Origin of the sequence: Myroides marinus (genome assembly GCF_900109075.1) — a bacterium.
Classification (GTDB): Bacteria; Bacteroidota; Bacteroidia; order Flavobacteriales; family Flavobacteriaceae; genus Flavobacterium; species Flavobacterium marinum_A.
On record NZ_FNYS01000023.1, the window covers coordinates 42,301 to 58,206 of the forward strand.

A 15,906-nucleotide genomic window follows, 5' to 3' on the forward strand; every position below is an offset into this window, starting at 1 on the left:
ATTTTTTGGTTTAGTGGTTAATACTGGCTGTCAATGGTAGTGATTTTAGCGTCTCCCCATAAGCTTTCGATGTTGTAAAATTCACGGATGTGTTTTTGGAACACGTGTACTACTACATTTACGTAGTCCATCAAAATCCATTCTGCATTGTCCTCACCTTCGACATGCCAAGGTTTATCGCGCAATTCTTTAGAGACTAATTTCTGTACAGAACCTGAAATGGCATTAACTTGTGTGTTAGAATTACCATCAGCGATGATAAAATAATCACATGGAGTATTGTCTATTTCTCTTAAATCGATTATTGTAATGTTTTCTCCTTTTACTGCTTCAATCCCTTTTACAATGTTTGCAATCAACTCGTCGTTGTTAATATTTTTGTTTGCCATTTATTTTTTCTGTTGTTTATTCTAGTTTAAAAGTAATGTTTGCTAATTTTGGATTCAAATATAATGAAATCGTTCAGATTAGTCTATAATAATTTTAAATGAATATTATCAAACTCGATGCCATAGGGTCGACCAACACCTATTTGAAAGAAATATTAACGCATTCCAATCTTGAAAACTTCACTGTCGTAGTTACTGAAAATCAATTTCAAGGCAAAGGACAGAGAGGAAGTGTATGGGTAGATGAGAAGGGTAGTAGCTTAACGTTTAGTGTGTTAGTGAAGGATTTGTTATCGTCTCCTGAATATGTTTTTGATCTAAATATTCTCGTTGCATTAAGTGTTCAGCAGAGCTTAATAAAAATGCTGAATCTGCCATTTAACATTAAGTGGCCTAACGACATATTGTCATATAATAAGAAGATAGGTGGCATTTTGATAGAGAATATAATCAAAGCAACTGGCGAAACACTGTCAGTAGTAGGTATAGGTATTAATGTAAATCAAGAAGATTTTAGCCATTTACCTCAAGCTACCTCTTTATATAAGGCATGTGGACATAAGATAGATAAAGATGAGCTCATGTATGCCATTATAGATATGTTGACTAGTTATTGTGACAAGTATAGAGTAGAAGGTAGTGATTTTATTTGGGAAGAGTATAAGTGTAATTTATATCGTATCAATGTGCCTAGCGCATTCGAACTACCATCAGGTGAACGTTTTATGGGTATAATTCTAGGAGTGACTAGATATGGTTTATTAGAAGTGAAGAAGGAGGATGATAGTGTGGAACATTTTGAAATTAAACAAGTTAAGTTACTATACTAAGTACAGGATTATAGAATTGTAACTTATCCTGTCATGTGAATATAATATTGAGCTATAACATAGGAACTGGTATTGTTTTTTTTAGTGCTTAAGTTGATTTCTAATTTGAAAGTTATTGGACTCTGATTGGAATAAATGAATGTTGAAAGTATAATGGATCCATAGTGACTCTATTATATTGCTTAAAACAATGGAGGCATTATGGACTTACCATGGACTCACTATGGACTCACTCCAATGAAAACACACTCAATGTGGAATAGAAAATGTAATAAAGTATATAAAAAAGGAGAATAACTGTCAGTTATTCTCCTTTTTCGTATATTATTCTTCTCTTTTAAATTTTAGTGATACAGAGTTCATACAGTATCTCATACCTGTAGTCTCAGCAGGTCCATCAGGGAAGATATGACCTAGATGTCCATTACAATTAGAACATGTCACTTCGACTCTCTTCATGCCATGTGATAAATCTTCAGTAAAAATAACTGACCCTTCTATAGCCTTGTCAAATGATGGCCAACCACAGTGTGAATCAAATTTAGTGTCAGAGTCGAACAGTTTTTGTCCACACCCTGCACAGTGATAAGTTCCTTTCTCGTAGAAGTCATTATACTCTCCTGTGAAAGGGCGTTCAGTACCTTTCTCTCTTAGTACATAATACTCCGCAGGCGTTAAGGTTTGTTGCCACTCTTGTTCTGAAGTCGTTTTATCTTTTTTCATTTGTTCTATTTTTTGATAATTGGCGTCTTTACATGCTAATGTACTTAAAATAAAAAGACTAAGTAATATAGTTTTCATGACTTTACTGTTCTATAAAAGCCTTGATACGTTCTATTATTTTTTTGTCTCCTAATATTTTGCGGTGACCTAGGCCAGATGTGATCATTATCTCAGCATTTTTACTATGTTTTTTGATAGTATAAGCTGCTTTTACATTTACATCTAGATCATCTTCGTCATGCATAATTAGCAAGGGAATATCAATGTGCTCAGCAGCTAAATGTACACAGTAGCTCTGCATAGATTGATTAAATTGAGTCTCAAATCTCTCTTGTATTTTTTTAGAAATAATAGGTTTTAGTTGGATTTGACTAACGAAGTCATCTACCACATCTTCTACCACATCACCACTACCTATAATGACAGCTTTCTTAGCTTTAAGTCCATCTCTTAGAGCATTCATCGTCGTCATACCTCCTAATGAGTGACCGATAACTAACTCAAATGGACCAAACTGCTTTTCTACTTCAAAGGCAGAAGCGATAAATTCTGTCATATTGGTTTTAGTCTTAGGAGACTTACCATGACCTGGTGCGTCAAAGCTAACGATATCATACCCAGCACGCATTAACATGTTGGCAATAGTGACTAACTGTGTACCTCTACCATTCCATCCGTGTATTAGTAGCGCTTTTTTGTTAGCTGCTTTATTTGTTCCATATTGATATACTACAATGTCTTTACGCAGTGCAGGTACAGTTATCTTAGTGACAATACTCTTTTCTAGCATTTCTCTCTCTCTCTTAGGTGGTTTGAATTTAAGAGGAGTAATAAATAGGTTTTGAGCAAATCTAGTGGCTAGATTTTTAGAAAATAATTGTAATGTTTTTCCTATTACTATTATGCTTTTAGGTATTTCTAGCGATTGTTTTGGTTTTTGATTTTGCATTATAATAATGTTCTAAGCTAACAAAACTACGAAATTAAAAGAATTCAAAGTGATTATTATAGAAGTAAAAGTATTTTGAATTTTGCGAATTACTAGTAATTTTGAAAATAAAAAAGTAATGAAGAAAATAGTTTTATCCTTATCGACTGTTTTGTTGTTAACTGCTTGTGCAACAAATCCTTTTACTGGAAAGAAGACAATGGCTTTCACTTCGAATGCTGAACTTTTTCCAATGTCATTCTCACAATATGATATTTTTTTAAAAGAACATAAGGTGATTAAAGGTACAAAAGATGCACAACGCATCACTGATGTAGGTATGAAGATTAAGAAAGCAGCCGAAATCTGGTTGAATGCTAATGGGTATGGTTCTTATCTTAATGATTATAAATGGGAATACAATCTAGTAGATGATAAAGAGGTGAATGCGTGGTGTATGCCAGGAGGAAAGATTGTGTTTTATACAGGAATATTGCCTATATGTCAGACAGATGCAGGTATAGCGGTAGTAATGGGACATGAGGTATCACATGCTTTAGCTAATCACGGTCAGCAACGTATGAGTGCAGCGATGTTACAGCAGGCTGGAGCAGTGGCATTAGATGCTGCTACAGCTAAGTCTAGTGCTACATCTAAGCAGTTATGGTCAGCAGCTTATGGCTATGGTACTCAAGTGGGAGGTATGTTGCCATTTAGTAGAGCTAATGAGACTGAAGCTGATAAGATTGGATTGACATTAATGGCTTTGGCAGGATATAATCCAGAGGAAGCTGTAAGTTTTTGGAGTAGAATGGCTTCTAGAGACGGTAGTGCAGGAGGAAATTCATGGATGAGTACTCACCCTAGTAATACTGAGCGTATTGAAAATTTAAAGAAATTAATTCCTGAAGCAAAAGCTGAAGCAGCAAAATTTGGTGTATCTTTCGGAAAGTAAAATATGATAAGCTACCTATAAGGTAGCTTATTTTTTTAATACGATTGTTTATGAAAAGTTTTGTAAAAGGCGATAAGAAACTTTTGAACGCTTGGGCATTCTATGATTGGGCTAACTCTGTATATGCGTTAGTAATATCATCATCTATCTTTCCGTTGTATTACGGATCTCTTTTTAGAGAATTAAATATTGATAGCTTTGATTTTTGGGGAACATCTATCAAGAGCGAATCTATTATTAGTTATATCACTGCTATTGGTTTTTTAATAGTGTGTGTATTATCTCCTATTTTATCGGGTATAGCAGACTATTTAGGGACTAAGAAGTTCTTTATGAAGCTTTTTTGCGGAATAGGTTCAGTGTCATGTATGTTGTTATACTTCTTTAGTTTAGACTATATGATAATTAGCTTATTGATCTATATGTTTGGATTAATTGGTTTTTGGGGAAGTCTAGTGTTTTATAATTCTTATTTACCTGACATCGCTTTTACAGAACAGCAAGATGGCATTAGTGCTAAGGGATATTCGTTAGGATATGTAGGGAGTGTAGTGTTATTGTTGTTAAATTTATTATTGGTAATGAAGTATGAGACATTTGGCTTTGAATCAGCGATGACAGCTATGCGTTTCTCATTTATACTAGTAGGATTATGGTGGGTAGGCTTCAGTATGTATACATTTAGATATTTACCAGATTTTAAGAACGATAAGAAGATTACTAGATCTGTATTTTTTAAAGGATTTAGAGAATTAAAGAAGGTGTGGAATGAATTAAAAGAATATGTCTCTTTAAAGCGATATTTAGTAGCGTTTTTCGTTTATAGTATGGCTGTACAGACTGTTATGGTGATCGCAGCTTATTTCGGAGAAAAAGAGATAGCCTGGGAAAATGATACTCAGCGTACCACAGGGCTTATTTTAAGTATACTAATGATCCAGATTGTAGCTATAGCGGGAGCATACTTAACTTCTATGCTTTCAAAAAAAATAGGTAATATATATACGTTATGTGTGTTAAATGCGTTATGGATAGTAATATGTTTATATGCATACACTATAGTTACGCCTAATGAGTTCTATGTAGCAGCTAGTTTTGTTGGTCTAGTGATGGGAGGTATTCAGTCCTTATCTAGATCTACATATTCTAAGTTGTTACCTGAGACTACTGACACTACATCATTCTTTAGTTTTTATGATGTGACTGAGAAGTTAGGTATTGTATTAGGTATGTCTATGTATGGATTAGTAAGTGATTTGACAGGAAAGATGCAGAATGCTATTTTGTTTTTAATAGTGTTCTTCGCCGTTGGATTTGTTTTATTACTTAGAATACCTAATAAAAAACAGAGTTAGTAGTAAGACTCTTAATAAGATTGTGTTTTATTACTTGTATATTTGTAAAAAGATTACTTTTAAGAATTGTTCGCTATAATATGAAAAAGACATTTAAAATATTAACATTAAGTTTATTCACTATCGCAGGACTGACAGTCGTGTCATGTGATAACGAGAAGTATGATCCTATCATCGAAGGTGAAAAAGGTGTAGGTAAACCTATAATGACTATTAATAATCAAGGTGATAATATATTACTTAGAGATAGTATAAAGGCTACGGTAGATAAAGATGGTGTGTTAGAGATTACTGTAAAAGGTGCTGATAAGACAGGGAATGATATCTTATTACTAAGAACACTAAAGTTTCAGACTGGGACGTATCCTACTAATGCTAATGAAAATAACTACTATTCTAATGAGCATAAATTATGGTATACAACTATAGATCCTGATAGACCTACTTTTATAACAGGGTTAGTTAATGTTAAAACGATTAATAGAAAGGCTAGAGTGGTAACAGGTGATTTTAATATCACACGTATGATACCGACTAGTAAAGATAATCCTAACTTAAAACCATTTGCTATTAGTGGAAGCTTTACAGATATACCTTTTAAAAGAAAAGAGGTTACTTATCTAGAAGCTTTCGTAAACGGAACAGCATTAGAGAATCCAAGTGAAAAAGGAGAGATAAAAGGAGATAGAGTAGTTATCACTAGTTTAGATGCTGTGGAGATGACTCAAGAGTTAATCCTTGATTTTCCAAGTACTGATATCAAAGTGTCAGCAGATCCAAAGGATTTCAAAAAGCTAGGATGGTTTAATGTGAAGTACACTTCTAAGTATGGTATTAAGTATACTTCAGAGGGAGTAGGGGAGACAGAAGGGTTTATACGATTTGACTCATATGAAGTAGATAAAAAAGATAGTAATAAGATTGTTTTAAAAGGACGTTTTGATGCTACATTAGTAGGAGTAGATAATCCTGAAGATAAAGTGAAGATTACATTTGGAGATTTCTCTGTAGTTCTTATCAAAACTGTGAATAATTAAAATTCGGAATTTTAACATAAAGATAAAAATCCTTGCAAAGTTTGTGAGGATTTTTTTTATGGCATAAAGATTGAAATATTAATATGGTATAACAATTTAAAATAAATATTTTTGTTGGTAATCAGTTAGTTAAGTAGGTGTTCTGGAAATATTAGAGTACATTAGATATTGATAACTGACAAAATGACGTAAAAATACATATGGCAAATCAAAAATTAATAACGTTTGACAACTTGTCGTTACAAGATTTAGGAGATGGGGATTCAGAGTTTATTCCAATTTTCTCAAGCGAAGATGAAGAAGAAATGAACAATGAGGAGTTGCCAACTGTGCTACCTATATTGCCTTTGCGTAATATGGTGTTGTTTCCAGGTGTAGTGATTCCGATTACAGCAGGTAGAGATAAGTCTATCGAACTTCTTAATAAAGCAAATAAAGGTGATAAAACGATAGGAGTAGTAGCTCAGATTGATGAGAGTACTGATGATCCAGGTATTAATGAGATCTATCGTATAGGTACTGTAGCTCGTATTATCAAATTATTAAAACTACCTGATGGTAATATCACTGTTATTCTACAGGGTAAAAAGCGTTTTGAGATTACTGAGTTAGTCCAAGAAGAGCCTTTTATGAAGGCGAATGTGATACCTCGTATAGAAAAACGCCCTGGCAAGAAGAACAAAGAGTTTCCTGCAATTGTAGATTCTATAAAAGAGACTGCTCTAGAGATTATTAAGGAGAACCCTAATATTCCATCTGATGCTGCCTTTGCGATAGAGAATATTAATAGTGATTCGTTTTTGATTAACTTCGTTTCTTCTAATATGAGTATGGATATTGCAGACAAGCAACGTTTGCTTAATATCGATGACTTAAATGCTAGAGGATTAGAAGCGTTAAAAATGATGACAATGGAGTTGCAAAAACTTCAGTTGCGCAATGATATTCAGACTAAAGTACGCATAGATTTAGATCAACAGCAGAAAGAGTATTTCTTACATCAACAGATGAAAACTATTCAAGAGGAATTGGGTGGTTTTTCAAATGAAGAAGAGTTTGAAGAAATGCGTAAAAAAGCAGCTACTAAGAAATGGTCTAAAACTGTAAAAGAGCGTTTTGACAAAGAGTTGATGAAGTTTCAACGTATGAATCCTCAAGTGGCAGAATTTGGTATTCAGCGCAATTATTTAGAGCTGTTATTAGAATTGCCTTGGGAGCATTATTCTAAGGATGTGTTTAACCTTAAGAATGCGCAGAAGCAGTTAGATAAAGATCATTATGGTATAGAGGATGTGAAGAAGCGTGTGTTAGAGCACATGGCAGTACTGAAACTTAGAAATGACTTAAAATCCCCTATATTATGTCTGTATGGTCCTCCTGGTGTAGGTAAGACTTCTATCGGTAGATCTATAGCAGATGCATTAGGACGTGAATATGTGCGTATTTCTTTAGGAGGATTACGTGATGAGGCTGAAATCAGAGGACATAGAAAAACATATATCGGGGCTATGCCTGGACGTATTATTCAGAGTTTGAAAAAAGCTAAAACATCTAACCCTGTGTTCTTATTAGATGAGATAGATAAGTTGTCATCTAGTCATAATGGAGACCCTTCGTCTGCGTTGTTAGAAGTATTAGATCCAGAACAAAATCATGAGTTCTATGACAACTTCTTAGAGATGGGATATGACTTGTCTAAGGTGATGTTTATCGCTACGTCTAATAGCTTGAGTACTATACAGCCAGCATTAAGAGATCGTATGGAGATTATCGAGATGACTGGGTATACGATAGAGGAGAAGGTAGAGATAGGTAGACAGCATTTATTAGCGAAACAGCTAACAGCTCATGGATTGACTTCTAAAGATGTAGTAGTAGGTAAAAAACAAATGGAATTTATCATTACTAATTATACTAGAGAGTCTGGTGTACGTGGTTTAGATAAGCAGTTGGCTCATATCGCAAGAGGTGTAGCTAAGAGTATTGTGATGGAGGAGGAGTATAATGTGAAGATGACAGAAGAGGATATCAAAAAGATATTAGGTACTCCAAGATTCGAAAATGATAAGTATGAGAATAATGATGTAGCTGGTGTAGTTACAGGGTTAGCATGGACGAGTGTAGGTGGAGATATATTATATATCGAATCTATTATCTCTAAGGGCAAAGGAGAATTATCAATCACAGGTAACTTAGGTACAGTGATGAAAGAATCTGCTACCATTGCATTAGAATACATAAAAGCACATGCTGATGAGTTAGGTATAACTCAGGAGGTATTTGATAATTATAAGATACATATACACGTACCTGAAGGAGCTACTCCTAAGGATGGTCCTAGTGCAGGTATTACTATGTTAACTTCTATGGTGTCTTCATTTACTCAGCGCAAAGTGAAAAAGAACTTAGCGATGACAGGTGAGATTACCTTAAGAGGTAAAGTGTTGCCAGTAGGAGGTATTAAAGAAAAGATCTTAGCTGCTAAACGAGCTAATATTAAAGAGATCATTTTATGTAAGGACAATAGAAAAGATATTGAGGATATCAAAGAAGAATATCTAAAAGGATTGACTTTCCATTATGTTGATAGAATGGAAGAGGTACTTGAATTAGCTATTACAGATCAAAAAGTAAAAAATGCTAAAAAATTTGACGTAGCTAAGAAGTAAAAAAATAGAATAAATAATTACAGAAAAGCATCACTTTAACGAGTGGTGCTTTTTTTATATACTTACTTAAGGTTAACGTTTTTATTGGTTATATACTAATATTTTTTTATAGATTAACTTACAATTGTTAGCTTCTGTTGTTGAAAATATTTGTATTTTTAAGGTACTTTTTTGAAATAGGGTTTCAAAGGAGTATTTTTTTTGTAGTATTTAGTAATGACTAGCCTTTAGAAAGTTTTAGAAAATGATTTGAGTGGTGATAAATACTATTATATTTGGCAAATAAATGCATTTAAACTAATTTTTAAATTTTTCAGTTTGAAAAAAATTACCATAGCGATTGATGGTTTTTCCTCTACAGGAAAAAGTACATTAGCAAAATCATTAGCAAAGTCACTTAGTTATGTATATATAGACACAGGAGCTATGTATAGAGCGGTAACTTTGTTTGCGATGAGAAAAGGCTTGATTGATAAAAATCACTTTAATAAAGAAGGACTTGTAGAGTCTTTACCAACTATAGAACTACACTTTGAATACAATCCAGAAAAAGGTTTTGCAGAAGTGTTTTTAGGACAAGAGAATGTAGAGGGAGTGATAAGAAGTTTAGAAGTATCACAATATGTAAGTCAGATAGCAGAAGTACCTGAAGTGAGAAGAAAGCTTGTAGAACAACAACAGAGCTTTGGTAAATCAAAAGGAGTAGTTATGGACGGTAGAGATATTGGTACAGTAGTATTCCCTGATGCAGAACTTAAAGTATTTATGACTGCTTCACCAGAGATAAGAGCACAACGTCGCTATGACGAACTAATTGTGAAAGACCCTAACATAAGCTATGAGGCTGTGTTTAAAAATGTAGTGGATAGAGATCAAATAGATACAACTAGAGCTGACTCTCCATTAGTAAAAGCAGACGATGCTATCGAAGTAGATAATTCACACTTAACTATCGAAGAACAATTTAACTTAATTCTTGATTTAGCGCAAGAGAGAATTAGGTAATTTAATATACACACTTATAAAACACGGTCTATCGAATAATACTCTTTAGATTATAACACAGAAATAATATCACACGTAATGAATGTAAAAGCAAAATTGACGATGATGAGTTACCTCGAATTTGCTGTTTGGGGAGCTTATTTGACATCTATGGGAAATTATCTAGGATCAGTGGGGCTAGGGCCTAAGATTGGTCTTTTTTATGCTGTGCAAGGGATAGTATCTATTTTTATGCCTGCTATAATGGGAATTGTAGCTGATAGATGGATACCAGTTCAGAGATTGTTAGGTATAAATCATCTTTTAGCAGCTATCTTTATGGCAGCTACTGGAGTTTATGGAGCAATGGCAGGAAATAATGTAGATTTTACTACGATATTTACATTGTACACTTGTAGTGTGGCTTTCTTTATGCCAACTATTGCTTTATCTAACTCTGCAGCATATACTATACTAAAACACAATAATCTTGATACGATTACTAATTTCCCTCCTATTAGAACGTTGGGGACAGTAGGATTTATCTGTGCAATGTTATTTGTGAATTTCGTTGGTTTTCAAGATGGTGTACTAGGATTCCACTTTGGGAATGCAGTAGATTTCAAAAGTTTCCAATCTAGCTACCACCAGTTCTATGTGTCTGCGATATTAGGAGTTGTTTTGTTTTTGTACAGTTTTGTTTTACCGAACTGTCCTATTAATAAATCAGATGCTAAATTGACGTTATATGATGCATTGGGATTAAAGGCTTTCTCTTTGTTTAAACAAAAGAAAATGGCTATCTTCTTTATCTTCTCAATGTTATTAGGAGTTTCTCTTCAAATTACAAATGGTTATGCTAATCCATTTATTACAACGTTTAAAGATATTCCTGATTATGCAAATTCATGGGGAGCAAATAATGCTAATGCTTTAATCTCACTTTCTCAGATATCAGAGACTTTATGTATTTTATTAATTCCATTCTTCTTAAAGCGTTTTGGAATTAAAGTAGTAATGTTAATGTCTATGTTTGCTTGGGTATTGCGTTTTGGATTCTTTGGATTCGGTGACCCAGGTAATGGAGTATGGATGTTTATCTTATCTATGATAGTATATGGTATTGCATTTGACTTCTTTAACGTTTCTGGATCTTTATATGTAGATAATGAAACGCCAGAAGATATACGTTCTTCAGCTCAAGGAGTATTTATGATGATGACTAATGGATTCGGAGCTACTATCGGTATGCTTATCGCTCAGTACATCGTGAATCACTTCGTATATAGCCAAGAGGATATTCACTTACAATTAGAAGGATGGAGACACTCGTGGTTGATATTTGCTGGTTATGCTTTAGTTGTAACGGTGTTATTCGCTATTTTATTTAAGTACAAACACAAACCTGAGAACGTACAAAATATTAATCATTAATAATTAGTGCTCTATCTTAGATAGAGCATTGAGTTTATTTTATATAAAAAAAGCGTGGTAACTCAGTTACCACGCTTTTTTATTGATATAAATACTTCTTATTTATTCTTTCTTTTAGCAGCTCTTTTAGCTTCTACAGCTCTATTACGAGGCTTAGTTTTACGTGGTGTACGTTTACCAGGTCCTCCTAAGTTTACCTTTTGGTTTTTCTCTTTTTTCTCGTGGAAAGCAGCACCTTTTTCTGTTGGCTTCTTAATCTTGTTAAGTTGTTTAGACTTAAGTTTAGACTTTTCGAACTCCATTAAAGATTCAGAGATTACTACTTCTTCAGGAATAGTCATTTCTCTTAATTCTTTTTCCATTAAGACTTCAGCAGCTATCTTGATTTCTTCCTCTTTTGGGTCAATAATAGAGATAGCAACACCTTTTTTATCAGCACGCCCAGTACGTCCTATACGGTGGATGTATTGTTCTGGAGAATCTGTGAATTGTAAGTTGATTACGTGGCTAATATCAGAGATGTCTAGACCACGCGCCATAATATCTGTAGTTAATAATCCTCTTAATTCATTTGCTTGAAACTCTGCCATAGATCTCATACGGAAGTTCTGAGACTTATTAGAGTGAATTACAGTAAACTCTTCTGGGAAAGCATCGTCTAACTTTTCCATTACTACATCTGCTAGACGTTTACTATTGATAAATATAAGTACTCTATTAAACTCTTCTTTATTGCTAAGTAAGTGCATTAATAAGTTTAACTTCGTATTGAAGTTAGGTACATTATATATTTGTTGATCTATCTTTTCTAGTGGAGTTCCAGAAGGAGCAAGAGATACTTCTTCAGGGAAGTCAAAGTATTCGTCTAGTACATCATCTACCTCTTCTGTCATAGTAGCAGAGAATAAGATGTTCTGACGTTTACCTTTCATCATTGTAAGAATAGAAGTAAGTTGTGTTCTAAAACCTAAGTTTAGAATTTCATCGAACTCATCTATTACTAACTTCTGTAAGTTATCAAAACGAAGGACACCATCTAATGCTAGGTCCATCATACGACCAGGAGTACCTACTAAGATATCCACACCGTCATATACAGCCTTGCGTTGCGTATTAATATTGGTACCTCCATAGACCCCTAAAGTTCTTACAGACATATAAGCAGTTAGCTTTTGTACTTCTTCTACTACCTGAACTACAAGTTCACGTGTAGGAACTAATACTACCACTCTAGGTGTATCTACATGGCTAAACTTCCACTGTTTAAGAATAGGAAGTAAGTATGCAAATGTTTTACCTGTACCCGTTTGGGCAATACCCATCATATCTCTACCTGATAGTACTACAGGAAAAGATTTAGCTTGTATAGGTGTTGGTGATGTAATATTTAGCTCATTAAGAGCTTTTTCAAGGGCTTTCGGTAGTTTAAATTGCTCGAAAGTGTTCATACGTATTGATATTTGCTGCAAAGATACATTTATTTTTTTTGCAATATCAAGTAGTTAGCGTTTGTTAACTAAGTATGGTGTGATAAAATTAAAATATTAGTACACAATAGGTTGTAGTCTATAGGTGCTTAGTGATTAACAGCAATATAGTTTGTTTAAGATAAGAGATAACTATTTTAAATCTAGTTTTATGCGATAGATCACCTATGATAGTTACTTATATATAATAGTTCCGAATTCCTGAATAAGCATATTTTAGTATGCCTTTAGAAGAACTAAAAGAACTATAAAGTGGAACTGACTCGAAGTTTAAGCTAGTATGGATACTTTAAACAAGTTTCTTGATTACTCTAAGTTTATGAGTATGTCTTCCTGAATCTATATTATAAATACCTAAGTGGTCTAATCTATCTATACGAACCTTGCCGTGAGCGTGTATGATGTAGTTATTTTCCATAATAATACCTACGTGTACTATATTCCCATCTGCGTTGTCAAAGAATGCTAAATCGCCTATTTCGCTTTCTTCAATGAAACTTAATGCTTCTCCTATCGCAGCTTGTTGTGAGGCATCACGCGGAATACGATATCCATTGATTCTATATACCATTTGTGTAAAACCAGAACAATCTATACCAAAAGGTGTTTTACCTCCCCATAAGTAAGGGGTATTTAGATACATAAAAGCAGTCTTTAAGAAAGTTTGCTTATTGAATTGACCTGTAATAGTTAGGCCTTCATAAGTGAAGTTATCTGTATTAATGCTATTCTTTTTTAAACCAGTTAGACAGCTTCCTAATGGAATAGCCATTAAGTGATTATTTTTAGAAGAAATGAAGTCTACTAAATCTGCAGAATGTATTGTAGAGGTATTTTGAAGATATTTAAAGTCCTCTTCAGTGATTTCTTGATATTGTTTATTGTCTATCCATCCTTGGTATTTGTCAAAAGCAAGTTCTATTCTAGACCATTTTTCTGTGCGTTCTAAAATAGTAAAGTGTTCACCAAAAAGTACTTGAGATACCATTTCGCTTCTATCGCTAGGTTCAAGTCTTAGAGGTACAATAGCAAGGTTGCAATATGCAAACATAATATAGGTTTGAATTAAAGTACAAAAATAAAAGATGAGTTCGAACTAATCAAACTCATCTTAAATATATTAAAAAAAATTAAGCTCTTTCGATAACTAATGCAGATGCACCACCACCACCATTACAGATAGCAGCAGCTCCAATTTTAGCATTATTTTGTTCTAATACGCTTAACAATGTAACGATGATACGAGCACCAGAACATCCTAGAGGGTGTCCTAAAGATACAGCACCACCATTTACGTTTACTTTCTCAGGGTTGATGTTAAGTAATTTAGTATTAGCAATACCTACAACAGAGAATGCTTCGTTAAATTCAAAGAAATCAACATCTTCGATAGCGATATTAGCTTTTTTAAGTGCTTTAGGTAATGCTTTAGCAGGAGCAGTAGTAAACCATTCTGGCTCTTGAGCAGCATCAGCATATCCTTTGATGTATGCTAATGGTTTTAATCCTAAAGCTAAAGCTTTTTCTTCACTCATAATTACTACAGCAGCAGCACCATCATTGATAGTAGATGCATTAGCAGCAGTTACAGTTCCTTCTTTAGTAAAAGCAGGACGAAGTGAAGTGATTTTATCTAATTTTACATTAGTGTATTCCTCATCTTTAGATACTACGATAGCATCTCCTCTGCGTTGAGGGACAGATACAGGTACTACTTCATTGTTAAATTTACCAGCATCCCATGCTTTCGCTGAACGCTCATATGATTTGATAGCGAAGTTATCTTGTTCTTCTCTTGATATATTGTGTGTACTAGCACATAGGTCAGCAGATACCCCCATAGCATTATTGTCATAAGCATCTACAAGTCCGTCATTTTGTAAACCATCTATGATAGTAGCAGGACCAAACTTGTTTCCATTACGCATATGTACGTAATGAGGAATCATACTCATATTCTCCATTCCACCAGCAACAACTATTTCAGCATCACCAGCCATAATAGCTTGTGCTCCTTGCATAATAGCTTTCATACCAGATGCACAAACTTTATTGATCGTAGTACAAGCTACCTCTTTAGACAAACCTGCTTTTAATGCAGCTTGACGTGCTGGAGCTTGGCCTTCACCTGCTTGAACAACATTTCCCATCAATACTTCGTCAACTAAGTTAGCGTCTAGATTGATTTTATCTAATGCTCCTTTAATTGCAGTTGCCCCTAATACTGTAGCAGGTACAGTAGATAAACTTCCTAAGAAACTTCCGATAGGTGTTCTAGCAGCAGAAACAATAACTACCTTTTTACTCATAATTTATAGAATTAATTAAGTTTGATTTTTCAATATTTAAATATGACCTAAAGACAGGCCAATTAAGATGTGGGAAAATACATAAAATATCTTGATTTCGGATAATTAAAAGCGAAATAAAAAAATAATGTTTTTTTTATTTGAGTTTACTTGATTGACTATTAATAGGTTCGTTTTTTTACTGTATTTTTTTATAATTTTTTTATTGCAAAAGCTTGCATAGTACTAAAAGTAGTGCTAAGTTTGCATCCGCATTAGAGAAGTAAGTATCTAAGCAACGGAGAGGTGCCGGAGTGGTAACGGAGCAGATTGCTAATCTGTCATCGGGTAACCGATGCCAGGGTTCGAGTCCCTGTCTCTCCGCTTCTTTCGGGGTGTAGCGTAGCCCGGTCATCGCGCCTGCTTTGGGAGCAGGAGGTCGCAGGTTCGAATCCTGCCACCCCGACGAAAGAAAAACAATTACTGTTTTTTGGTTAGGTCCAATAGCTCAGCTGGATAGAGCAACTGCCTTCTAAGCAGTAGGTCTCAGGTTCGAATCCTGATTGGATCACTTAACAAGCCCTTGTAATCACAAGGGCTTTTTTGTTCGTATAAGGTTCATATATTGTTTATGTGAAATATAACGGATCAGTCTCAAAAGGGATCAGTCTCAAAAGTTGTGTTTACGCATAAAGTTTAGCTAATCTGTATAGGAAGAAATCAATATTTCTGGGATCAGTCTCAAAAGTTGTGTTTACGCATAAAGTTTAGCTAATCTGTATAGGAAGAAATCAATATTTCTGACGCCTCTAAATTGCGCTCTGAAA

General features: G+C 34.1%; 13 protein-coding genes and 3 tRNA genes. 10 read left to right on the forward strand and 6 right to left on the reverse strand.

What is annotated here, in order from left to right:
- Positions 1–17: 17 nt before the first annotated feature.
- A complete protein-coding gene (rsfS, locus tag BMX53_RS16325) occupies positions 18–389 on the reverse strand; it encodes a ribosome silencing factor (protein ID WP_038985368.1) in 372 nt (123 codons plus the stop codon).
- Positions 390–487: 98 nt separating this feature from the next.
- On the opposite strand from rsfS, the gene BMX53_RS16330 reads away from it, so the two are divergent.
- A complete protein-coding gene (locus BMX53_RS16330) occupies positions 488–1,219 on the forward strand; it encodes a biotin--[acetyl-CoA-carboxylase] ligase (RefSeq protein ID WP_074747702.1) in 732 nt (243 codons plus the stop codon).
- 324 nt (positions 1,220–1,543) lie between these two features.
- Here the strand turns inward: BMX53_RS16330 and msrB are convergent, their stop codons facing one another.
- Together msrB and BMX53_RS16340 are read right to left on the reverse strand one after the other, a co-directional pair.
- Complete coding sequence (gene msrB / locus BMX53_RS16335; RefSeq protein ID WP_063176751.1) at positions 1,544–2,020, reverse strand: peptide-methionine (R)-S-oxide reductase MsrB; 477 nt, start codon at positions 2,018–2,020, stop codon at positions 1,544–1,546.
- Positions 2,021–2,024: 4 nt separating this feature from the next.
- Complete coding sequence (locus tag BMX53_RS16340; RefSeq protein WP_038985371.1) at positions 2,025–2,891, reverse strand: alpha/beta hydrolase; 867 nt, start codon at positions 2,889–2,891, stop codon at positions 2,025–2,027.
- 118 nt (positions 2,892–3,009) lie between these two features.
- On the opposite strand from BMX53_RS16340, the gene BMX53_RS16345 reads away from it, so the two are divergent.
- From BMX53_RS16345 to BMX53_RS16370, 6 genes are all read left to right on the forward strand, one after another.
- Entirely contained in the window at positions 3,010–3,825 is an 816-nt protein-coding gene (locus BMX53_RS16345; RefSeq protein WP_074747705.1) for a M48 family metallopeptidase, read from the forward strand.
- A 50-nt stretch (positions 3,826–3,875) separates the two neighbouring features.
- Positions 3,876–5,180: an MFS transporter gene (locus BMX53_RS16350; protein WP_038985374.1), complete on the forward strand. Its 1,305-nt coding sequence runs from the start codon at positions 3,876–3,878 to the stop codon at positions 5,178–5,180.
- Positions 5,181–5,260: 80 nt separating this feature from the next.
- Positions 5,261–6,217, forward strand: a complete 957-nt coding sequence (locus BMX53_RS16355; protein ID WP_074747708.1) for a DUF6252 domain-containing protein — start codon at positions 5,261–5,263, stop codon at positions 6,215–6,217.
- A 200-nt stretch (positions 6,218–6,417) separates the two neighbouring features.
- Positions 6,418–8,886 (forward strand): endopeptidase La, encoded by a 2,469-nt coding sequence (gene lon, locus BMX53_RS16360; protein ID WP_074747710.1) that lies wholly within the window; start codon positions 6,418–6,420, stop codon positions 8,884–8,886.
- A 318-nt stretch (positions 8,887–9,204) separates the two neighbouring features.
- On the forward strand, positions 9,205–9,891 hold the full coding sequence (cmk, locus tag BMX53_RS16365; protein ID WP_038985400.1) for a (d)CMP kinase: 687 nt from the start codon (positions 9,205–9,207) through the stop codon (positions 9,889–9,891).
- 78 nt (positions 9,892–9,969) lie between these two features.
- Positions 9,970–11,304 (forward strand): MFS transporter, encoded by a 1,335-nt coding sequence (locus tag BMX53_RS16370; protein WP_063176755.1) that lies wholly within the window; start codon positions 9,970–9,972, stop codon positions 11,302–11,304.
- A 98-nt stretch (positions 11,305–11,402) separates the two neighbouring features.
- Here BMX53_RS16370 and BMX53_RS16375 read toward each other — a convergent pair whose 3' ends face one another.
- From BMX53_RS16375 to BMX53_RS16385, 3 genes are all read right to left on the reverse strand, one after another.
- Positions 11,403–12,752 (reverse strand): DEAD/DEAH box helicase, encoded by a 1,350-nt coding sequence (locus tag BMX53_RS16375; RefSeq protein WP_038985380.1) that lies wholly within the window; start codon positions 12,750–12,752, stop codon positions 11,403–11,405.
- 328 nt (positions 12,753–13,080) lie between these two features.
- Positions 13,081–13,842: a C40 family peptidase gene (locus tag BMX53_RS16380; protein WP_038985381.1), complete on the reverse strand. Its 762-nt coding sequence runs from the start codon at positions 13,840–13,842 to the stop codon at positions 13,081–13,083.
- A 79-nt stretch (positions 13,843–13,921) separates the two neighbouring features.
- Positions 13,922–15,100, reverse strand: coding sequence for an acetyl-CoA C-acyltransferase (locus tag BMX53_RS16385; protein WP_038985383.1), 1,179 nt, complete (start codon positions 15,098–15,100; stop codon positions 13,922–13,924).
- A gap of 279 nt (positions 15,101–15,379) precedes the next feature.
- Here BMX53_RS16385 and BMX53_RS16390 point away from each other — a divergent pair.
- The 3 genes from BMX53_RS16390 (at position 15,380) to BMX53_RS16400 (ending at position 15,650) form a co-directional block, all read left to right on the forward strand.
- A tRNA-Ser gene (locus BMX53_RS16390) sits at positions 15,380–15,463 on the forward strand.
- 7 nt (positions 15,464–15,470) lie between these two features.
- Positions 15,471–15,545 (forward strand) — tRNA-Pro (locus BMX53_RS16395).
- Positions 15,546–15,576: 31 nt separating this feature from the next.
- A tRNA-Arg gene (locus tag BMX53_RS16400) sits at positions 15,577–15,650 on the forward strand.
- Positions 15,651–15,906 lie beyond the last annotated feature (256 nt).